This is a genomic window from Sphingomonas aestuarii (genome assembly GCF_054457155.1).
This window is the reverse complement of record NZ_JBTKVV010000001.1, coordinates 255,264-272,912: the sequence shown is the minus strand read 5'-3', so window position 1 is coordinate 272,912 and position 17,649 is coordinate 255,264. Positions and strand designations below refer to the sequence as shown.

The 17,649-nt window shown below is 66.3% G+C and carries 14 protein-coding genes; 7 read left to right on the top strand and 7 right to left on the bottom strand.

The window, feature by feature from the left end; translation table 11 throughout:
- Positions 1–38 precede the first annotated feature (38 nt).
- Positions 39–929, top strand: a complete 891-nt coding sequence (locus ACX0GZ_RS01365; RefSeq protein WP_458812553.1) for an alpha/beta fold hydrolase — start codon at positions 39–41, stop codon at positions 927–929.
- Positions 930–1,058: 129 nt separating this feature from the next.
- Here the strand turns inward: ACX0GZ_RS01365 and mfd are convergent, their stop codons facing one another.
- Entirely contained in the window at positions 1,059–4,529 is a 3,471-nt protein-coding gene (gene mfd, locus ACX0GZ_RS01360) for a transcription-repair coupling factor (protein WP_458812550.1), read from the bottom strand.
- A 131-nt stretch (positions 4,530–4,660) separates the two neighbouring features.
- Positions 4,661–4,927, bottom strand: coding sequence for an FAD assembly factor SdhE (locus tag ACX0GZ_RS01355; protein ID WP_458812547.1), 267 nt, complete (start codon positions 4,925–4,927; stop codon positions 4,661–4,663).
- A 192-nt stretch (positions 4,928–5,119) separates the two neighbouring features.
- Between ACX0GZ_RS01355 and recG the strand changes: the two genes are divergently transcribed.
- Positions 5,120–7,180 carry an ATP-dependent DNA helicase RecG gene (recG, locus tag ACX0GZ_RS01350; protein WP_458812544.1) on the top strand — a complete coding sequence of 687 codons (2,061 nt, stop codon included), beginning with the start codon at positions 5,120–5,122 and terminating at the stop codon, positions 7,178–7,180.
- A 97-nt stretch (positions 7,181–7,277) separates the two neighbouring features.
- Here recG and ACX0GZ_RS01345 read toward each other — a convergent pair whose 3' ends face one another.
- Positions 7,278–7,595, bottom strand: a complete 318-nt coding sequence (locus ACX0GZ_RS01345) for a PilZ domain-containing protein (RefSeq protein ID WP_458812541.1) — start codon at positions 7,593–7,595, stop codon at positions 7,278–7,280.
- Positions 7,596–7,712: 117 nt separating this feature from the next.
- On the bottom strand, positions 7,713–8,939 hold the full coding sequence (gene tyrS, locus ACX0GZ_RS01340) for a tyrosine--tRNA ligase (RefSeq protein WP_458812538.1): 1,227 nt from the start codon (positions 8,937–8,939) through the stop codon (positions 7,713–7,715).
- A 214-nt stretch (positions 8,940–9,153) separates the two neighbouring features.
- Here tyrS and ACX0GZ_RS01335 point away from each other — a divergent pair, with 214 nt between their 5' ends.
- The 5 genes from ACX0GZ_RS01335 to ACX0GZ_RS01315 all read left to right on the top strand — a co-directional run bounded on the left by ACX0GZ_RS01335 (position 9,154) and on the right by ACX0GZ_RS01315 (position 14,603).
- Positions 9,154–9,576: a DOMON-like domain-containing protein gene (locus tag ACX0GZ_RS01335; RefSeq protein WP_458812535.1), complete on the top strand. Its 423-nt coding sequence runs from the start codon at positions 9,154–9,156 to the stop codon at positions 9,574–9,576.
- Between the two features lie 3 nt (positions 9,577–9,579).
- Positions 9,580–10,776 (top strand): exo-beta-N-acetylmuramidase NamZ family protein, encoded by a 1,197-nt coding sequence (locus tag ACX0GZ_RS01330; protein ID WP_458812532.1) that lies wholly within the window; start codon positions 9,580–9,582, stop codon positions 10,774–10,776.
- Positions 10,777–10,950: 174 nt separating this feature from the next.
- Positions 10,951–12,129, top strand: coding sequence for a hypothetical protein (locus tag ACX0GZ_RS01325; protein ID WP_458812529.1), 1,179 nt, complete (start codon positions 10,951–10,953; stop codon positions 12,127–12,129).
- A gap of 36 nt (positions 12,130–12,165) precedes the next feature.
- Positions 12,166–13,263, top strand: coding sequence for a DUF2336 domain-containing protein (locus ACX0GZ_RS01320; protein WP_458812526.1), 1,098 nt, complete (start codon positions 12,166–12,168; stop codon positions 13,261–13,263).
- A complete protein-coding gene (locus tag ACX0GZ_RS01315; protein ID WP_458812523.1) occupies positions 13,260–14,603 on the top strand; it encodes a sensor histidine kinase in 1,344 nt (447 codons plus the stop codon). The genes ACX0GZ_RS01320 and ACX0GZ_RS01315 overlap by 4 nt, the downstream gene beginning before the upstream one ends.
- A gap of 65 nt (positions 14,604–14,668) precedes the next feature.
- On the opposite strand, the gene ACX0GZ_RS01310 is transcribed toward ACX0GZ_RS01315, so the two are convergent.
- Genes ACX0GZ_RS01310 through gltX form a run of 3 tightly spaced genes read right to left on the bottom strand, consistent with a single transcriptional unit; the run spans position 14,669 to position 17,630 of the window.
- Positions 14,669–14,872, bottom strand: coding sequence for a hypothetical protein (locus tag ACX0GZ_RS01310; RefSeq protein WP_458812520.1), 204 nt, complete (start codon positions 14,870–14,872; stop codon positions 14,669–14,671).
- Positions 14,872–16,155 (bottom strand): citrate synthase, encoded by a 1,284-nt coding sequence (locus tag ACX0GZ_RS01305; protein WP_458812517.1) that lies wholly within the window; start codon positions 16,153–16,155, stop codon positions 14,872–14,874. The genes ACX0GZ_RS01310 and ACX0GZ_RS01305 overlap by 1 nt, the downstream gene beginning before the upstream one ends.
- A gap of 44 nt (positions 16,156–16,199) precedes the next feature.
- A complete protein-coding gene (gltX, locus tag ACX0GZ_RS01300; protein WP_458812514.1) occupies positions 16,200–17,630 on the bottom strand; it encodes a glutamate--tRNA ligase in 1,431 nt (476 codons plus the stop codon).
- Positions 17,631–17,649: the final 19 nt, after the last annotated feature.

The window sequence follows — 17,649 nt, the reverse complement described above, 5'->3', positions numbered from 1 at the left end:
GGCACGCTAGTCCACGCGGACGGATTGGGGAGGGATTGATGATTCGACGGCAGATGCTTTCGTTGGTGGCGGCGGTGTCCGCCGCCGCGCTGATGCCCGGCGTGGCGAGCGCGCAGGCGTTCGCATCGGACCGGATCAGCGTGACGACGACCGGGCAGGGCAGGGACGTGATCCTGATCCCCGGCCTGTCGTCTTCCCCGCGCGTCTGGAAGGAGATGATCGCCGCGGTGCCCGGCTATCGCTATCATCTGGTGCAGGTGGCGGGCTTTGCGGGGGCGCCCGCGGGCGGCAACGCCACGGGCGATACGGTCGCAGCACCCGTGGCCGAGGAAATCGCGCGCTATATCGCGGTCAACAAGCTGAAGGCGCCCGCGGTGATCGGCCATTCGATGGGCGGGACGATGGGCATGATGGTCGCGGCGCGCCATCCGGCTTCGGTGTCGAAGCTGATGGTGGTCGATATGTTTCCGTTCATCGGTGCGATGTTCGGCGGGCCGAACGCGACGGCGGAAAGCGTGAAGCCGATGGCCGACAATATCTTTGCCCAGATGACCAAGGCGGACGAAGCAACGCGCAAGGCCCAGCGCGACGCGACCATCGCGGGCATGATCAACACCGAATCGATGCGTGCGGGCGCGCTCGAGGATTCGGCGAAGTCGGACACGGACGTATCGGCGCGCGCGTATCGCGAACTGGTGGTGACCGACCTGCGCCCCGAATTGTCGCGGATCACCGCGCCGACGACGGTGCTGTACGTGACGCCCAAGGGCGTGCCGCTGAGCGACGCGCAGATGGATGGATATTATCAGGCATCCTATGCGACGCTGAAGGGCGCGACGCTGACGCGAATCCCGGATGCCGCGCACTTCATCATGTGGGACCAGCCGGTGCGGTTCCAGCAGGAGGTGAAGGCGTTTCTGGCGAAATAATCCTCCCCGGCACGGGGAGGGGGACCATCCGCAGGATGGTGGAGGGGGTTGGCCGCAAGCGCTTCGCTTTGTGGCCCGCCCCCTCCGTAAGTCGCTGGCGCACTGCCACCTCCCCGCGTGCGGGGAGGATCAGCCTGCCGCTTTCGCCAGCCCTCTCGAAATCTGAAGCGCTGCATTCAACCGCGTTTGCGGATCGCCCCAGGTGCGGGTCACCACCAGTTTCATGTCGGGGCGCAGGCGCGCGGTGCCGTCGAGGCGGGCGACATAGGCGAGCAGCCCTTCGACGTTCGGGAACTTGTCGTCGTGGAAGGTGACGAGCGCGCCCTTTGGTCCCACGTCGAGCTTGGCGATGCAGGCTTTCTTCGCGTTCAGCTTCGCTTCGATCAGCGTCAGCAGATTCTGGGTCGGTTCGGGTAGCTTGCCGAATCGGTCGATCAGTTCCGCCGCAAAACCCTCGATCGCGCGGCGGTCCTCGACTTCGTTCAGGCGGCGATAGAGGCCCATGCGCAGGTCGAGATCGGGGACGTAATCCTCCGGGATCAGGATCGGCGCGTCGACGGTGATCTGCGGTGAGAAATCCTTGGCGCGCGCCTCCGCCAGCCCGCCCGACTTGGCGTCCATTATCGCCTCTTCGAGCATCGACTGATAGAGTTCGTAGCCGACCTCGCGGATATGCCCCGACTGTTCGTCGCCGAGCAGATTGCCCGCCCCGCGAATGTCGAGATCGTGGCTGGCAAGCTGAAACCCCGCGCCCAGCGAATCGAGGTCGGACAGCACCCGCAGTCGTTTTTCCGCGGCATCGGTCATCATCCGTTCGGGCGGGGTGACCATATAGGCATAGGCGCGTGTCTTGGCCCGGCCGACGCGCCCGCGCAGCTGATAGAGCTGGGCGAGGCCGAAGCGGTCGGCGCGGTTGACGATCATCGTGTTGGCGCTGGGGATGTCGATGCCCGATTCGATGATCGAGGTGGAGACCAGCACCTCGAACTTCTTGTCGTAAAAGGCGCTCATCCGCTCCTCGACTTGCGCCGGTGCCATCTGACCGTGGGCGATGACGTAGCGGATTTCGGGGACTTCAGCCCTCAGAAACTCCTCGATATCGGGCAGGTCGGCGATCCGCGGCGTGACGACGAAGCTCTGGCCGCCGCGATAATGTTCGCGCAGCAACGCTTCGCGCAGGACGACGGGATCCCAGGGCATGACATAGGTGCGGACCGCCAGCCGATCGACCGGCGGCGTCTGGATCACCGACAATTCGCGCAGGCCCGACATCGCCATCTGAAGCGTGCGCGGGATCGGCGTCGCGGTCAGCGTCAGGACATGGACGTCGGATTTGAGCGCCTTCAGCCGTTCCTTGTGGGTGACGCCGAAGCGCTGTTCCTCGTCGACGATCACTAGCCCCAGCCGTTTGAAGTCGATGCCCTTGGACAAGAGCGCATGGGTGCCGACGACGATGTCGAGCGTGCCGTCGGCGATGGCTTCCTTGGTGGCCTTGGCTTCGTTGGCGGGGACGAGGCGCGACAGCCGCCCGACCTTCAGGGGGAAGCCCTCGAACCGTGCCGAGAAATTCATATGATGCTGGCGCGCGAGCAGCGTGGTGGGGCACACCACCGCGACCTGCATCCCGGCCATCGCCGCGACAAAGGCGGCGCGCAGCGCGACCTCGGTCTTGCCGAAGCCGACATCGCCGACGATCAGACGGTCCATCGGCTTGCCCGCCGCCAGATCCTCAAGCGCTTCGCCGATCGCGCGATCCTGATCGTCGGTTTCGTTGTAGGGGAAGCGATCGACGAAGGCGGGGTAGCCGCCGTGATCGGGCTCGGCGACGTCGGCCTGGCGGAGCGCGCGTGCGGCGGCGGTGGCCATCAGTTCGCCCGCGATTTCGCGGATGCGCTCCTTCATCCGGCTCTTGCGCCGCTGCCACGCCTCGCCGCCCAGTTTGTCGAGTTGCGCCGTGTCCTCCGCCGATCCGTAGCGCGAGAGGACTTCGAGATTTTCGACCGGCACGTAGAGCTTGTCGCCGCCCAGATAGGTCAGCGCGACGCAATCATGCGGGCTCTGGCCAACCGGGATCTGGGTCAGCCCTTCGTAGCGACCGATGCCGTGATCGGAATGGACCACCAGATCGCCGGGCGACAGGGTGGCGAGTTCGGACAGGAAGGCGTCGGCGGACTTGCGTCGCTTGGTCCGGCGGATCAGCCGGTCGCCCAGCATGTCCTGTTCGGTCAGCACCGCGACGCCGGGCGCGGTGAAGCCGTGTTCGAGCGGCAGGACGATCAGCGCGGTCCCGGCGGATTTGCCGGTGTCGGCGATGCCCAGCGCTTCCTGCCAGTCATCGGCGACCTTGCCGCCGGGCAGGCCGTGATCGGCGAGCAGCCCGAGCAGCCGTTCGCGCGCGCCGAACGAATAGCTGGCGAGGACCGGCTTCTTGCCGTCCTTTCGCAGCCTGGCGATGTGCGCGACGACGGCTTCGTAGAGGTTGACGCCCGAGGCGCGTTCGGGCGCGAAATCGCGCGGGCCTTCGACGCCGAATTCGATCGTGTCGGCGCCATCGGGTTGATGGAACGGCGTGGTCAGATGCGCGGCCGCTTCGCCCAGCCGCTTGGTCCATTCGTCGGCGAGCAGATAAAGCTGGTCCTGCCCCAGCGGACGATAGCTGCCCGGATCGCTCGACTGCGCGCGGACGCGATTGGCCTGATAATCGGCGATCGATTCGAACCGCCCATCGGACGCGGCGGGGACGCCCGCGTCGCGGATCACCACGGCGTCGTCGGGCAGGTGGTCGAACAGCGTTTCCAGCTTCTCCTCGAACAAGGGTAGCCAGTGTTCCATCCCTGCGATGCGGCGGCCGTCGGATATCGCCTGATAGAGCGGGTCTCCGGTGGCGGTTGCGCCGAACTTCTCGCGGTAACGCGTGCGGAATCGTTTGATCGATTCCTCGTCGAGCAGCGCTTCGGACGCGGGGAGCAGGGTGAAGCCGGGCACGCGCCCGGTGGTGCGCTGGTCGGCGGGGTCGAAGGTGCGGACGCTTTCGATCTCGTCGCCGAAGAAATCGAGGCGCAGCCCGCTTTCCGAGCCGCTGGGGAACAGGTCGACCAGCCCGCCGCGAATCGCGAACTCGCCTGCGTCGTTGACCGTGTTCACCCGGACATAGCCGTTGGAGGCGAGCAGGTTCGCGAGCTTGTCGAGGCCGATCCGTGCGCCGGGCTCCAGCCGCGCGACCAGTTGCCGCACACGGAACCGGGTCAGCGTGCGCTGGGTCGCGGCGTTGACGGTGGTAAGGATCAGGCGGGGGTTTTTGGCCGGGGTCTGTAACTGGTGCAGCGCGGCCAGCCGTTCGGACATGACGCGGAGCGTGGGCGAGGCGCGGTCGTAGGGGAGGCAGTCCCAAGCGGGTATCTGGACGATTTCGAGTTCGGGCGCGAAGAAAGGCGCGGTGGACCCGACCGACCGCATCGCCGCTTCGTCCGGTGCGATATAGACCGCGCCCGAGCCGCAAGCGCGCGCCAGATCGGCGAGCAGCGACGGCAGGAAGCCGGTGGGGACACCGGACAGCGTCAGCGGGCGTTCCGCGCGGAGGATGGTCTGCAGGTCGGGCATTTCCGTCTCTTCGTCGCCCCGGCCGAAGTGCCGGGGTCCACCGTGCGGCGGGGTTGGTCGATGATTTTCAGGCGTTCAGCGTGTGGCTTGGTGGACCCCGGAACAAGTCCGGGGTGACGGCTTGTCTGTGGCTAACGCGCGATGGGCACGTAGTTCAGCGCTTCTAGCGCCTCCATCAGCGGGCCGCGATAGTGCGGCGGGACGGGCTGCATGCCCATTGCCCAGGCCATGATGTCGACATCCTGCTCCTCCAGCAGCCGCTCGAACAATTCGATCTGTGCTTCGTCCCAGCGGGCCGAATGCGCGTCGAAGAAACCGCCGATCAGCAGGTCGGCTTCCTTGGTGCCGCGATGCCAGGCGCGAAAGCGCAGGCGTTTCAGGCGAATGTCGCGGTCCATATCGGCTCCCATAGCGAAATGCCGCCGGGCGCGGATTTGCGGCCGTCGGTGAAAGGCTGTGGGCGAGATAAGGGGCGATGCCCCAAAACGCCAGTGCTCCTGCGAAAGCAGGAGTGTTGGCGATGAAACCCGTCGCCAGCGGCCAACGCTCCAGCTTTCGCAGGAGCACGGGATGTCCTAACCCCGTTCGCGATGCGCCCCGAAATCCTCAACCCGCTGTTCGCTGAAGTCACCGCGCTGAAAGGCGTCGGCCCGGCATTGGCCAAGCCGCTGGAGAAATTGCGGCTGTCGCGCGCGGTGGACGTGGCGTTTCATCTGCCCAGCGGCTGGATCGACCGGTTGCCGCGCGACGAACTCGACATGGCGGATGCCGGGCGCACCATCGCGATCCTGCTGACGCCGACCGAGGTTCGGACCGGCCGCACCCGCGCCGCACCCACGCGCGTCCATGCCGCGGATAAGCATGGCAACATCGTCAGCCTCGTGTTTTTCGGCGGCAATTCGGGCTGGGCGCGCAAACAGCTGCCGATCGGCGAAACGCGCTGGGTATCGGGGCGGCTCGACCTGTACGGTCAGGAACTCCAGATCGTGCATCCCGAGGTATTGCCGCCGGATGAGGCGGGCGGGCAGGCGGAGCGCGAGGCGATCTATCCGCTGTCCGAAGGCATCACGTCGAAGCGAGTCGCCCAGCTTGCTGCACAGGCGATCGAACGAGCACCGGTCTTGCCCGAATGGATCGAGCCGGGATTGAAGGCGCGCCACGATTGGCCGGACTGGCGCGATGCGCTTGCCCGCATCCATGCCGATCCGGCGGACGCCAAGGCACGCGAGCGATTGTCCTATGACGAAGTGTTCGCCAACCAGCTTGCGCTGCTGCTGGTACGGGGAGAGGCGCGGTCGAAACGCGGGCGTCCGCTGACCGGCGACGGGCGGCTGCGCGGTCGGCTGAAGCTGCCCTATTCGCCGACCGGCGCGCAGAGCCGTACGATGCGCGAGATCGAGGGCGATATGGCACAGACGCGTCCGATGCTGCGGCTGCTTCAGGGCGATGTCGGGTCGGGCAAGACGCTGGTGGCGCTGATGGCGCTTCTCGTCGCGGTAGAGGGCGGGGCGCAGGGCGCGTTGCTGGCGCCGACCGAAATCCTCGCGCGGCAGCATTACGACACGTTGTCCAGGCAGCTGGCGGGCACAGGGGTCGAGGTCGCGATCCTGACCGGGCGCGACAAGGGCCGCGCGCGTGAGGCCACGCTGATGGGGCTGGCAGCGGGCAGCATCCATATCCTGATCGGCACCCATGCGATCTTTCAGGCCGGGGTCGAGTATCGCGACCTGGGGTTAGTGGTGGTCGATGAACAGCACCGCTTCGGCGTCGCCCAGCGGATGATGCTGCAAGCCAAGGCGAAGCTGCCGCCGCATCTGTTGGTGATGACCGCGACGCCGATCCCGCGCACGCTGACGCTGGCCCAATATGGCGAGATGGATGTCAGCCGACTGGACGAAATGCCGCCGGGTCGCGAGCCGATCGAAACGCGGGTGGTGTCGGAGGAGCGGCTGGACGAGGTGGTCGATGGCCTTGCCCGCCACCTGTCCGACAACGGCCAGGCTTACTGGGTATGCCCGCTGGTCGAGGAGAGCGAGAAGAGCGACCTGGCCGCTGCGGAATTTCGCGCCGAGGCCTTGCGCGCGCGGTTCGGCGATCGGGTGGGGCTGGTGCATGGCCGGATGAAGGGGCCGGAGAAGGACGCGGTGATGGCGCGCTTCGCCAGCGGCGCGATCGGCGTGCTGGTCGCGACGACCGTGATCGAGGTGGGGGTGGACGTGCCGAACGCGCGGCTGATCGTGATCGAACATGCCGACCGGTTCGGGCTGGCCCAGTTGCACCAGTTGCGCGGGCGCGTGGGGCGGGGCGGGGGCAAGTCGATCTGTCTGTTGCTGCGCGGCAATCACCTGAGCGAGACGTCGCGGGCGCGGCTGGCGCTGATGCGCGAAACCAACGACGGATTTCGCATCGCCGAGGAGGATCTGCGGCTGCGCGGGGCTGGCGAGTTGCTGGGCACGCGGCAATCGGGGGAGGCGCAGTTTCGACTCGCCGATGCCGAGGCGCTTGCGGCGCTGCTCCAGTCGGCGAACGACGATGCGCGGTTGCTGATCGACCGCGACGGCGGGTTGCAGGGGGAGCGGGGGCAGGCGGCGCGGCTGGCGCTCTATCTGTTCGAGCGGGATGCGGCGGTGGGGTTGTTGCGGGCGGGGTAACTCATCTCCCCGTTCGTTTCGAGCGAAGTCGAGAAACGCGACATAGGCGCCAAGCCACGTTTCTCGACTTCGCTCGAAACAAACGGGTATTTTTGCTTTACCGCCGGAGCATCGCGGCCAGCGTCTCGTAGTAAGTCGCACGGTCGATCGCGGTCGCAAAGTGACAGCCGATCCGCCCGCCCAGCGCCCAGCGGATTTCGGCCGTCAGCATGCCTGCGCCCGGCAGGCCCAAGCGCAGCCGCTGGCCTTCGCTCAATTCCGCTTCACACCGCGCCATCAGGCCGTGCGGTGACATGTTGACGATCAGCAGTTCGAGCGTCTGCCCATCGGGGCCATAGGCACGCGCGCGGAAATGGACCTCGTCGCGGTCCGCTTCGCGTCGTTCCTGTGCCGCAAGGGCAAGATTATGCGCCATGCCGTCCCCGAAAAACTTTTCAGTCGCAGCGATGGTAATCGGTATTGCGTGAAGCGATCGCCAATCAATGCGGCTAACGCCTTATGAGACAAGGCGGTTTACGCGGCCGAAACCATATCAGCGGGTCAGCAGGCCGTGGTTCTTCTTGCCCGCCGAAATCTTTACCGGATGTGCGCCGAGCTTAACCGTCGCGGCGTCGCTGTCGACCTTTTCGCCGTCGATCCGCGCGCCGCCGCCGGTGATGAGGCGGCGTGCCTCGCCCTTCGACGCGGCGAGGCCGAGCGCGATCAGCGCATCGACGATGCCGATCGACTCCGCGCCAACGTTGTGTGTGGGCAGGGCATCGCCGCCGGTGCCTTCCTCGAAAGTCTTGCGCGCGGTCTCCGCGGCTTCGCGGGCGGCATCCTCGCCGCGGCACAGGGCGGTCGCGGCGTCGGCGAGGATTTTCTTCGCCTCGTTGATCTCGGCGCCTTCGAGCGATTCGAGCCGCGCGATCTCTTCCAGCGGCAGATCGGTGAACAGCCGCATGAAGCGCCCGACATCGCGGTCGTCGGTGTTGCGCCAGAATTGCCAGTAATCATAAGCCGATAGCTGATCGGCATTGAGCCACACCGCGCCCGCCATCGTCTTGCCCATCTTGTTGCCGTCTGCGGTGGTGATGAGCGGGGTGGTCAGGCCGTAAACCTCCGTCCCGTCGACCCGGCGCGACAGTTCGACGCCGTTGACGATATTTCCCCACTGGTCCGACCCGCCCATCTGAAGCCGGCAGCCATTGCGCCGCGACAGTTCCAGGAAGTCGTAGGCCTGAAGGATCATGTAGTTGAATTCGAGGAAGCTGAGCGACTGTTCGCGGTCGAGCCGCAGCTTCACCGAGTCGAAGCTGAGCATCCGGTTGACCGAGAAATGCTGGCCGATGTCGCGCAGGAAGGGGATATATTCGAGCTTGTCGAGCCAATCGGCATTGTCGAGCATCACCGCATCGGTCGGCCCGTCCCCAAAGGTCAGGAAGCGTTCGAACACCGTCTTGATCGATGCGATGTTCGCCGCGATGGTGTCGCCGGTCATCAGCCGGCGCGCTTCGTCCTTGAAGCTGGGGTCGCCCACCTTGCCGGTGCCGCCGCCCATCAGCACGATCGGCTTGTGCCCCGACTGCTGCATCCGGCGCAGCATCATGATCTGCACGAGGCTGCCGACATGCAGCGACGGTGCGGTGGGGTCGAAACCGATATAGCCGGGCACGATCTGCTTTGCCGCAAGCGCATCGAGCGCGGCGGCGTCGGTCATCTGATGGATGTAGCCGCGGCTGTCGAGCAGGCGGAGCAGGTCGGAGGTGTATTGGGTCATGGGGGCTCCCCATATCGCCCCTCGCATCCCACGTCATCCCCGCGAAGGCGGGGATCCATTTCGGTGACGGCGCGAATGGATTTCCGCTTTCGCGGGAATGACGTAGGATGATGCGATGTCCGCACTGCGCCCCCATCCCAACGCTTTGGCCGGAGCGGCCTTGTGCATCTCTGCGACTGCTAAACGCTCCGGTGCGCTTCTGATCGTCCGGTTTATGGTGACGGGAGAAATCGACAACGTACGATGGTCCGCGCCGAGCAACGGCGAGCGCCGCGACGGGCTGTGGCAGACGACCTGTTTCGAGGCGTTCGTGCGCGGCTATAGCGCGATCGGGTATCACGAGTTCAATTTCGCGCCGTCCGGTGATTGGGCGTCCTACAGCTTCGACTCGCATCGGGCGGGGATGCGGGAGGCGGCGGGCGAGCCGGTGATCGAGCGGACTGACGACGGGGTGTCGGTGACGGTGGACCTGTCGGCCTATCCCGACCTCGCCCACGCCGACTGGCATGTCGGGTTGAGCGCGGTGATCGAGGAAAAGGACGGCACCAAATCCTATTGGGCGCTGAAACACCCCGAGGGTGCGCTGGATTTCCATGATGCGGCTTGCTTCGTGCTGGAACTCCCGGCAACGCCCTGATCCATGCAATTCGGTATCGATCGGCTGCTCGCCAGCCCGGAGCTATTGGCGGAACTCAAGGGCAAGCGCGTCGCGCTGGTCGCGCATCCGGCGTCGGTGACCGCCGACCTGACGCACAGCCTGGACGCGCTGATCGCCGCAGGCGTCAACGTGACCGCGGCGTTCGGGCCGCAGCACGGGCTGCGCGGCGACAAGCAGGACAACATGATGGAGTCGCCGGATTTCGACGATCCGATTCACGGCGTGCCCGTGTTCAGCCTCTATGGCGAAGTCCGCCGTCCGACGGGTCAGTCGATGGGCACGTTCGACGTGGTGCTGATCGACCTCCAGGATCTGGGGTGTCGCATCTACACCTTCATCACGACTTTGCTCTACATGCTGGAGGCGTCGGCCGAACACGGCAAGTCCGTCTGGGTGCTCGACCGCCCCAACCCGGCGGGGCGCCCGGTCGAGGGGATGACGCTGATCCCCGGTTGGGAGAGTTTCGTCGGCGCAGGGCCGATGCCGATGCGGCATGGGCTGACGCTGGGCGAATTGGGAAGCTGGTTCGTCGATCAGTTCAACCTCGACGTCGATTACCGGGTGGTCGAGATGAGCGGATATGCGCCCGATGCCGCGCCGGGATTCGGCTGGCCGAGCGAGCGGGTGTGGATCAATCCCAGCCCCAATGCGGCGAACCTCAACATGGCGCGCGCCTATGCGGGCACGGTGATGCTGGAGGGGACGACGCTGTCCGAAGGGCGCGGGACGACCCGGCCATTGGAGTTGTTCGGCGCGCCCGACATCGTGGCGCGTGACGTGATCGCCGAGATGCGACGGATCGCGCCCGAATGGCTAACCGGGTGCGCGCTGCGCGAGATCAGTTTCGAGCCGACCTTTCACAAGCACGTCCATCAGCTGTGTTCGGGCGTGCATATCCATGCCGAGGGCGGATTCTACGACCATCAGGCGTTCCGTCCGTGGCGATTGCAGGCGCTGGCGTTCAAGGCGATCCGCTCGCTCTATCCCGATTATCCGCTGTGGCGCGATTTCGAATATGAATATGAGTTCGGCAAGCTGGCGATCGACGTCATCAATGGCGGTCCCGGCTTGCGCGAGTGGGTGGACGATGCGGGGGCGACGCCTTCCGATCTGGATGCGCGGACGGTGCCGGATGAGGCGGCGTGGGTTGCGGCGCGCGCGCCCTATCTGCGGTATTGATTTGGCGCGGCTCGTTCGCGAACGAAGCGACGCGCTCCTGCGAAATCAGGAGTGTTGGCGAATAGCTAGCGCGGTGGCCAACGCTCCTGCTTTCGCAGGAGCACTGCGCGGTATTTTTATCGGAAGCTGTGCCCGCGATTGCCTGCCCACCCGCAACCCACTATCGCCAAGCCCATGCTAGCAGGCCTGATTTTCGCGACCGAGGATGCCGACGACCGCCCCGATACGCTGGCGGCGACGTTGCCGTTCGGGGGCATGTCGCTGGTCGAATATCAGGCACGGCTGCTGATTGCGGCGGGCGCGCAGCATATATTGGTCGCGGTGTCGCGGGTGACGCCTGCCTTGCTGGGCGCGGTCAGCCGGATCAAGCGGCGCGGGGTGACCGTCGATATGGTGCGATCCGCGCAAGAGGCTGCGGCCAAGGCGCATCCGCTGGCCGAGGTCGTCGTCTTCGCCGATTCGCTGGTGACGACCGACGAGGTTGCGGCGCGGATGGCGGGCGCGGCGTCGGATACGCTGCTGATTACCGAGGATGACGGATCGGCGCCTGCGGTCGAACGCATCGATGCCGCGCATTGCTGGGCGGGGATTGCCAAGATCGGCGCGGGGCGGCTGGGCGAGATTGCCGCAATGCCGCGAGAATATGATTTCCAGTCGACGCTGTTGCGGATCGCGGTGCAGTCGGGCGCGCGCCAGATGCGGTTGCACGCCGATGCCCTGAAATCCGGGCATGGCATCGAGCGTGCGGCAACGGCGCTGGCCACCCGGTCGAATGCCGTAATCGCCAATCTGGCGGGGCAAAGGCGCGGCTGGGCTGACCGCTTCTTCTTTACCCCCGTCAGCCGGTTGCTGCTGCCCAAATTGGTGTCGCGCGGGGTGCCCGATTGGGCGCTGATCGCGGGCGGCGGGGTCATTGGTGCGGCGAGCATCGTCGCCACCGCGCTGGGGCATGTCCAGATCGCCTTTCCGTTTTCACTGTTGTCCGTCGCGCTTTTTTCCACGGGCGCGTTGCTCAGCTGGCTGCGCGGGGAGGATCGCCGCGCGCGGATGCAGGAACAGGCGGTGGCATGGCTTGCGGCAGCTGTGGTGCTGGTGACGGGAGTCGCGGTGACGCTGGTCGACGGGCACCCGACGGCGCTGGCCCTCGCCGGCGCGCTGGTCGCGTTCGCCGCGATCGGCGAGCGGGTGCCGGTAGCGCGAAAGGGCTGGCATGGCGGGGCGGCGGCGTATCTGTTGCTGCTCGCGGTGCCGGTTGCCGCAGGCTATGCCAGTGCTGGGCTGGCGGTTGCCGCCGCCTATGCCGCCGCGACATTGGCGACGCTGGTGGAATCGTTGCGGCGCCCGGCTGCTTAGCGCGTTCTTAACGCTATCGGCGTTAGGAATTGGGCCATGTCCGGTCCAACGGCCCAGCGGACGAACGGGGACGATCCGTTCGCCAACCCGATCTTCGCGCGCGCTGCGAGCGCGTCGTCGCGTGTGCGGCGGCGGCGGGCGGCGGAGGTGCGCGACCTGTTGTCGGATAGCGAAGCGCGGCTCGACGAACGCACGCGCACCGCGACGGGGGCCTGTCTGGACGCGATCGTCGGCGCGCTCGACCGGATGATCCGGGCGCGCGCCGCGATCTGGCTTGACGAACATGGCGCGCAGCACGCGAGCGCGGCGCTGGCCGCGCTGTCGGTCGACATGACGGCGAAGCTGGCCGATGGCGGTATCCTGTCCGAAACCGCGCTGATCGAGGAAGTGCTGGGGCGCGTCGGCGAAGCGCTGCTCGCTGAACGGCTGCCGATCGATCTTGCCGGCGACGAAGGCGCGGGCGGGCTGGTGCTGAGGCTGACGGCGTCGCGCGATGCCAAGGTGTCGGGCGCAGCCCATGCCTTTCTCGTGGCCGATGCGGCGCGGCGGGCGGAAATTGATGGCGAACCCTCGACCGGCGATCTGCCGTCGGCGCTGAGGGCGCATCTTGCCTGGCCGATGGTGGCGATCCTGCGCGCGGCATTGCCACAGGACGCGATGAGCGACGCCGCGCTGGCGCATGCCGCGGCTCAGGTCGTGGGATCGATCGGCGAGGTGCATCCGCTGGAGGCGACCGCGATGCGGCTGGCCAAGTCGCTGGCACCCGATGCAGAGGAATTGCCGTTGCTGGTCGTTGAGGCGTTTAGCGACCGGCGGCTGTCGCTGGCGATGGCGCTGATCGCGCGGGCGCTGGGCACCGATTATTCGGCGGTGCGCGAGGCGGTGCTGGATCCCGAAGGCGAGCGACTATGGCTGGTGCTGAGGGCGCTCGATTTCGACAAGCCGACCATCGCGCGGATCGGGTGGCTGCTGTGCGAAGCCGATGCGCGGCGTTCGGTCGAGGGTTTTGCCGACCAGATCGACGCGCTGATGGCGGTGGATCATGCGGACGCGGCGGCGGCGATCGCCGAGCTGCGGCTGCCGCATGCGTATCGCGATGCCATCCACCTGCTCCGCCAGCGGGGGATTGCATGAGCGCGAACGCCGTTCCGATATCGACCGCGCGGTTCGACGCCGAGGGGCGTCTGATCGATGCCGACGACCGGCTGGCCGCGCTGAACGCGGAGGCCGGGGGCGCGCCGGGTGCGCTCTTTGCGGTCCCCGCGATTGCCGCGATCGTGCGGCTGACGCACCGGCTGGGGATTGCCATCGCGCGGCGGGTGACGATCGGCGACGGCGACGAGGATGCCGAATTGCTGGTACGCGCCGAGCCGGAAGGCGACGGGGTTCGCCTGAGCGTCGCCGGATGGCGGCTGCACGCGACCGGCGATGCATTGGTGACGCGCGCGCGGCGCGATGCCGATTTCGTGCGCGCCGATGCCGACTGGTTGTGGGAAGTCGATGCCCAGCTTCGCCTGCGCTTCGTGTCTCCGGTCGAGGGGATGGATGCGGCGGCGCTGATCGGCGCGCCGGTCACCCGGTTGTTTGCGCTGGCCGAGAACGACGCGGGCGACGTGCCGATGCTGGAGGCGCTGGCCAGCCAGTCGCGGTTCGAGGGACAGGCGGCGACGGTGCGACCCGGCGGGCAGCGCGTGATGCTGTCGGGCAGCCCGATCGTCGATGCTGGCGGGCGCTTTGCAGGGTTTCTGGGGGCGGCGCGCGATAACCGGGCCGAGCCGAAGGATGCGCGACCGGTGGACGGATTCGGCGACATCTTCGGCGCGCGGCTGGACAAGGCGTTGCGGCTGCCGCTGGGGCGGATCGTCGCCAATGCCGACAGCATCGCCGAACGGATCGAAGGGCCGCTGGCCGAGCAGTACGCCGATTATGCGAGCGACATCGCGGCGGCTGGACGGCATCTGCTGGGGTTGGTCGACGATTTGGTCGACCTCCAGGCGATTGAGCGCCCCGATTTCGAAGCGCGGCGCGAGGAAATCGACCTGGCCGATGTCGCGGCACGCGCTGCCGGTCTGTTGTCGGTTCGCGCGGCGGAAGCGAAGGTAACGATCGATCGCAGCGGACTGGGCGACGCGCTGCCCGCGAGCGGTGAGTTTCGTCGGGCGTTGCAGGTGATGGTCAACCTGATCGGCAATGCGGTGCGCTATTCGCCCGAAGGATCAAGCGTAGTGCTGACCGGCAAGCGCGAGGAAGGGTTCGTCCGCGTATCGGTCACCGACAGCGGCAAGGGGATCGCGCCCGAGGATCAGGCGCGGATTTTCGAGAAGTTCGCGCGGGTGGACCCGAGCGAGCCGGGTGGAAGCGGGCTGGGTCTGTATATATCGCAGCGACTGGCCCGCGCGATGGGCGGCGAGATTTCGGTGGAATCGGTGCCGGGCGAGGGGGCTCGGTTTGTCTTTGCGTTGCCGGTGGCTTGATACCCATTCCCAACCTCCGTTCGTGCCTCGACAAGCTCAGCACGAACGGAGAGGGGATTGCGTGTTTAACCCCTGATCCGCCGCGCGATCAAAATCAGCACCAGCCCGCCGACACCCAGAAGCGCGCCGTTCATCACCCAGACCTGATCGCCGACCATGAAGCTGTCGGCCGGCCAGGGGATGATCCCCAGCCCCTGGAGCATGAAGAAGCTGCCGACCGCGAACAGCGCGATGCCGATCCAGACCAGAATTGGTCTGAGCGAGCGCATCAGCGCTCGCCCACCGGCACGTAATCGCGCTGGGTCGGACCCGTGTAGAGCTGGCGCGGACGGCCGATCTTCTGGGCGGGATCGCTGATCATCTCGTTCCATTGCGCGACCCAGCCGACGGTGCGGGCAAGCGCGAACAGCGCGGTGAACATGCTGGTGGGGAAACCGATCGCCGACAGGATGACGCCCGAATAGAAATCGACGTTGGGATAGAGCTTCTTCTCGACGAAATAATCGTCCTCCAGCGCGATGCGCTCCAGTTCGCGCGCGGTGTCGAGAACGGGATCGCTGATACCGAGCTTGTCGAGCACTTCGGTCGCGGCCTTGGACAGCACCTTCGCGCGGGGGTCGAAATTCTTGTACACGCGGTGGCCGAAGCCCATCAGGCGGAACGGATCGTCCTTGTTCTTGGCGCGGGCGATATATTCCGGAATCTTGTCGGGGGTGCCGATCTCACGCAGCATGTTGAGCGCGGCCTCGTTCGCGCCGCCATGCGCCGGTCCCCAGAGACAGGCGATTCCGGCTGCGATGCACGCAAACGGATTGGCGCCCGAAGACCCTGCAAGCCGCACGGTCGAGGTCGATGCGTTCTGTTCGTGATCGGCGTGGAGGATGAAAATCTTGTCCATCGCCGATTCGATCACCGGATCGACTTCGTATTCCTCGGCCGGAACGCCGAAGGTCATGCGCAGGAAATTGCCGGTATAGGACAGCGAATTGTCGGGATAGAGGAAGGGCTGGCCGACGCTGTATTTGTACGCCATCGCCGCGATCGTCGGCATCTTGGCGATCAGCCGGTGGCTGGCGACCATGCGCTGGTGCGGGTCCGAAATGTCGGTTGAATCGTGATAGAAGGCGCTGAGCGCGCCGACCACGCCGCACATGATCGCCATCGGATGCGCGTCGCGACGGAAGCCGCGATAGAATTGCGCAAGCTGTTCATGCAGCATCGTGTGGCGCGTGATGGTGTTGTTGAACTTTTCCAGTTCCTCGCCCGACGGCAGCTCGTGGTTGAGCAGCAGATAGGCGACTTCCATGAAGCTCGACTGTTCCGCGAGCTGGTCGATGGGATAACCGCGGTGGAGCAGGATGCCCTGGTCGCCGTCGATATAGGTCAGCCCGGATTCGCACGAAGCCGTCGAGGTGAAGCCGGGGTCATAGGTGAACATCCCCGTCTGGCCGTACATCTTGCGGATGTCGATGACTTCGGGGCCGACGGTGCCCTGGAGCACCGGATAGTCGAAATCCTTACCCGCGGCGGTTAGCTTCGCGCTGTCGGTCATGCGGCGGTGGTCCTTTTCCCTGTTTCGTTCGTCCGGTAGCCGGTTCAGACGGCCATCTGGTCGGCGATACGCCCCAGGCTTTCGTCGCGGCCCAAGAGGACCAGAACGTCGAAAATGCCGGGTGAGGTTTTGCGACCGGTCAGCGCGGCGCGCAGCGGCTGTGCCACTGCCCCCAATTTGACCGCCTCGCGCTCCGCAACCTCGCGTACCGCCGTTTCGAGTGCCTCCGTATCCCACCTGTCCAGCGCGTCAAGTTTGCTGTGCAGCGCAGCGAGCAGGGCGGGGGCGTTCCCCTCCATTAGTTTTGCCGCGTCGGCGTCCATTTCAAGCGGGCGTGCGTGAAAAAGAAAACGCGACCCGTCGGCGAGTTCGTTCAGATTGGCGGCGCGCGGTTTCAGTTCGGGCATGGCGCGGCGCAGCAAATCCATTTGCGATTCGCTGGGTTCGAAATCGAGCCGGGCGGAGACGAGTGCGGCCAGATGCGCGTCGTCGGCTTCACGGATGTAGTGACCGTTTAGGTTTTCGAGCTTCTTGAAATCGAACCGGCTTGGTGATTTCCCGACGCCCGACAGATCGAACAGCTCGACGGCGCGGTCGCGGGGCACGAATTCCTCGTCGCCATGCCCCCAGCCCAGCCGCAGCAGGTAATTGTTCAGCGCTTCAGGCAGCACGCCCATTTCGTCGCGATACGCCTCGACCCCCAGCGCGCCGTGACGCTTCGACAATTTCGCGCCGTCGCTGCCGTGGATCAGCGGGACATGGGCATAGGTCGGGACCAGCCAGCCCATCGCGCGGATGATGCCAAGCTGTCGGAACGCGTTGTTCAGATGATCGTCGCCGCGGATGATGTGGGTCACGCCCATATCGTGATCGTCGACCACCACCGCGAGCATATAGGTGGGGGTGCCATCGGAGCGCAGCAGCACGAAATCGTCGATCTCGGCATTCTGGACGGTGACGTCGCCCTGAACCCGGTCGGCAATGGTGGTCGCGCCGTCGCGGTTCGCCTTCAGGCGGACGACGCTCGGCAAGTCGGGCGCGGTTGCCGGGTCGGCGTCGCGCCACGGGCTTTCGACGCGGAAGGGGCGCTTTTCGGCCTGCGCCGTGCTGCGCATGTCGGCGAGTTCTTCGGAGGTGAGATAGCAGCGATAAGCATGGCCGCGCGCGAGCAATTCCGCGACAACCTCGGCATGGCGATCGGCCCGCGCGAACTGGAACACCGCGTCATCGTCCCAGTCGAGGCCGAGCCAGCGCATCCCGTCGAGGATCGCGTCGATGGCGGGCTGGGTCGACCGGGCGCGATCGGTATCCTCGATCCTGAGCAGGAACTTGCCGCCGTGATGGCGCGCGTAGAGCCAGTTGAACAGTGCGGTGCGTGCGCCGCCGATGTGCAGAAAACCGGTCGGCGAGGGCGCGAAACGGGTGACGACGCCAGGGTCGGTGGCGGTGTCGGCGGCGGTATCGGTTGCGCCCAAGCGGCTTTGCTCCCAGGAT

What these genes read in the sequence shown, in the direction of transcription:
- ACX0GZ_RS01365 (WP_458812553.1), top strand. Translation starts at nt 39, where the DNA reads ATGATTCGACGGCAGATGCTTTCGTTGGTGGCGGCGGTGTCCGCCGCC.
- mfd (WP_458812550.1), bottom strand. Translation starts at nt 4,529, where the DNA reads ATGCCCGACCTGCAGACCATCCTCCGCGCGGAACGCCCGCTGACGCTG.
- ACX0GZ_RS01355 (WP_458812547.1), bottom strand. Translation starts at nt 4,927, where the DNA reads ATGGACCGCGACATTCGCCTGAAACGCCTGCGCTTTCGCGCCTGGCAT.
- recG (WP_458812544.1), top strand. Translation starts at nt 5,120, where the DNA reads ATGCGCCCCGAAATCCTCAACCCGCTGTTCGCTGAAGTCACCGCGCTG.
- ACX0GZ_RS01345 (WP_458812541.1), bottom strand. Translation starts at nt 7,595, where the DNA reads ATGGCGCATAATCTTGCCCTTGCGGCACAGGAACGACGCGAAGCGGAC.
- tyrS (WP_458812538.1), bottom strand. Translation starts at nt 8,939, where the DNA reads ATGACCCAATACACCTCCGACCTGCTCCGCCTGCTCGACAGCCGCGGC.
- ACX0GZ_RS01335 (WP_458812535.1), top strand. Translation starts at nt 9,154, where the DNA reads ATGGTGACGGGAGAAATCGACAACGTACGATGGTCCGCGCCGAGCAAC.
- ACX0GZ_RS01330 (WP_458812532.1), top strand. Translation starts at nt 9,580, where the DNA reads ATGCAATTCGGTATCGATCGGCTGCTCGCCAGCCCGGAGCTATTGGCG.
- ACX0GZ_RS01325 (WP_458812529.1), top strand. Translation starts at nt 10,951, where the DNA reads ATGCTAGCAGGCCTGATTTTCGCGACCGAGGATGCCGACGACCGCCCC.
- ACX0GZ_RS01320 (WP_458812526.1), top strand. Translation starts at nt 12,166, where the DNA reads ATGTCCGGTCCAACGGCCCAGCGGACGAACGGGGACGATCCGTTCGCC.
- ACX0GZ_RS01315 (WP_458812523.1), top strand. Translation starts at nt 13,260, where the DNA reads ATGAGCGCGAACGCCGTTCCGATATCGACCGCGCGGTTCGACGCCGAG.
- ACX0GZ_RS01310 (WP_458812520.1), bottom strand. Translation starts at nt 14,872, where the DNA reads ATGCGCTCGCTCAGACCAATTCTGGTCTGGATCGGCATCGCGCTGTTC.
- ACX0GZ_RS01305 (WP_458812517.1), bottom strand. Translation starts at nt 16,155, where the DNA reads ATGACCGACAGCGCGAAGCTAACCGCCGCGGGTAAGGATTTCGACTAT.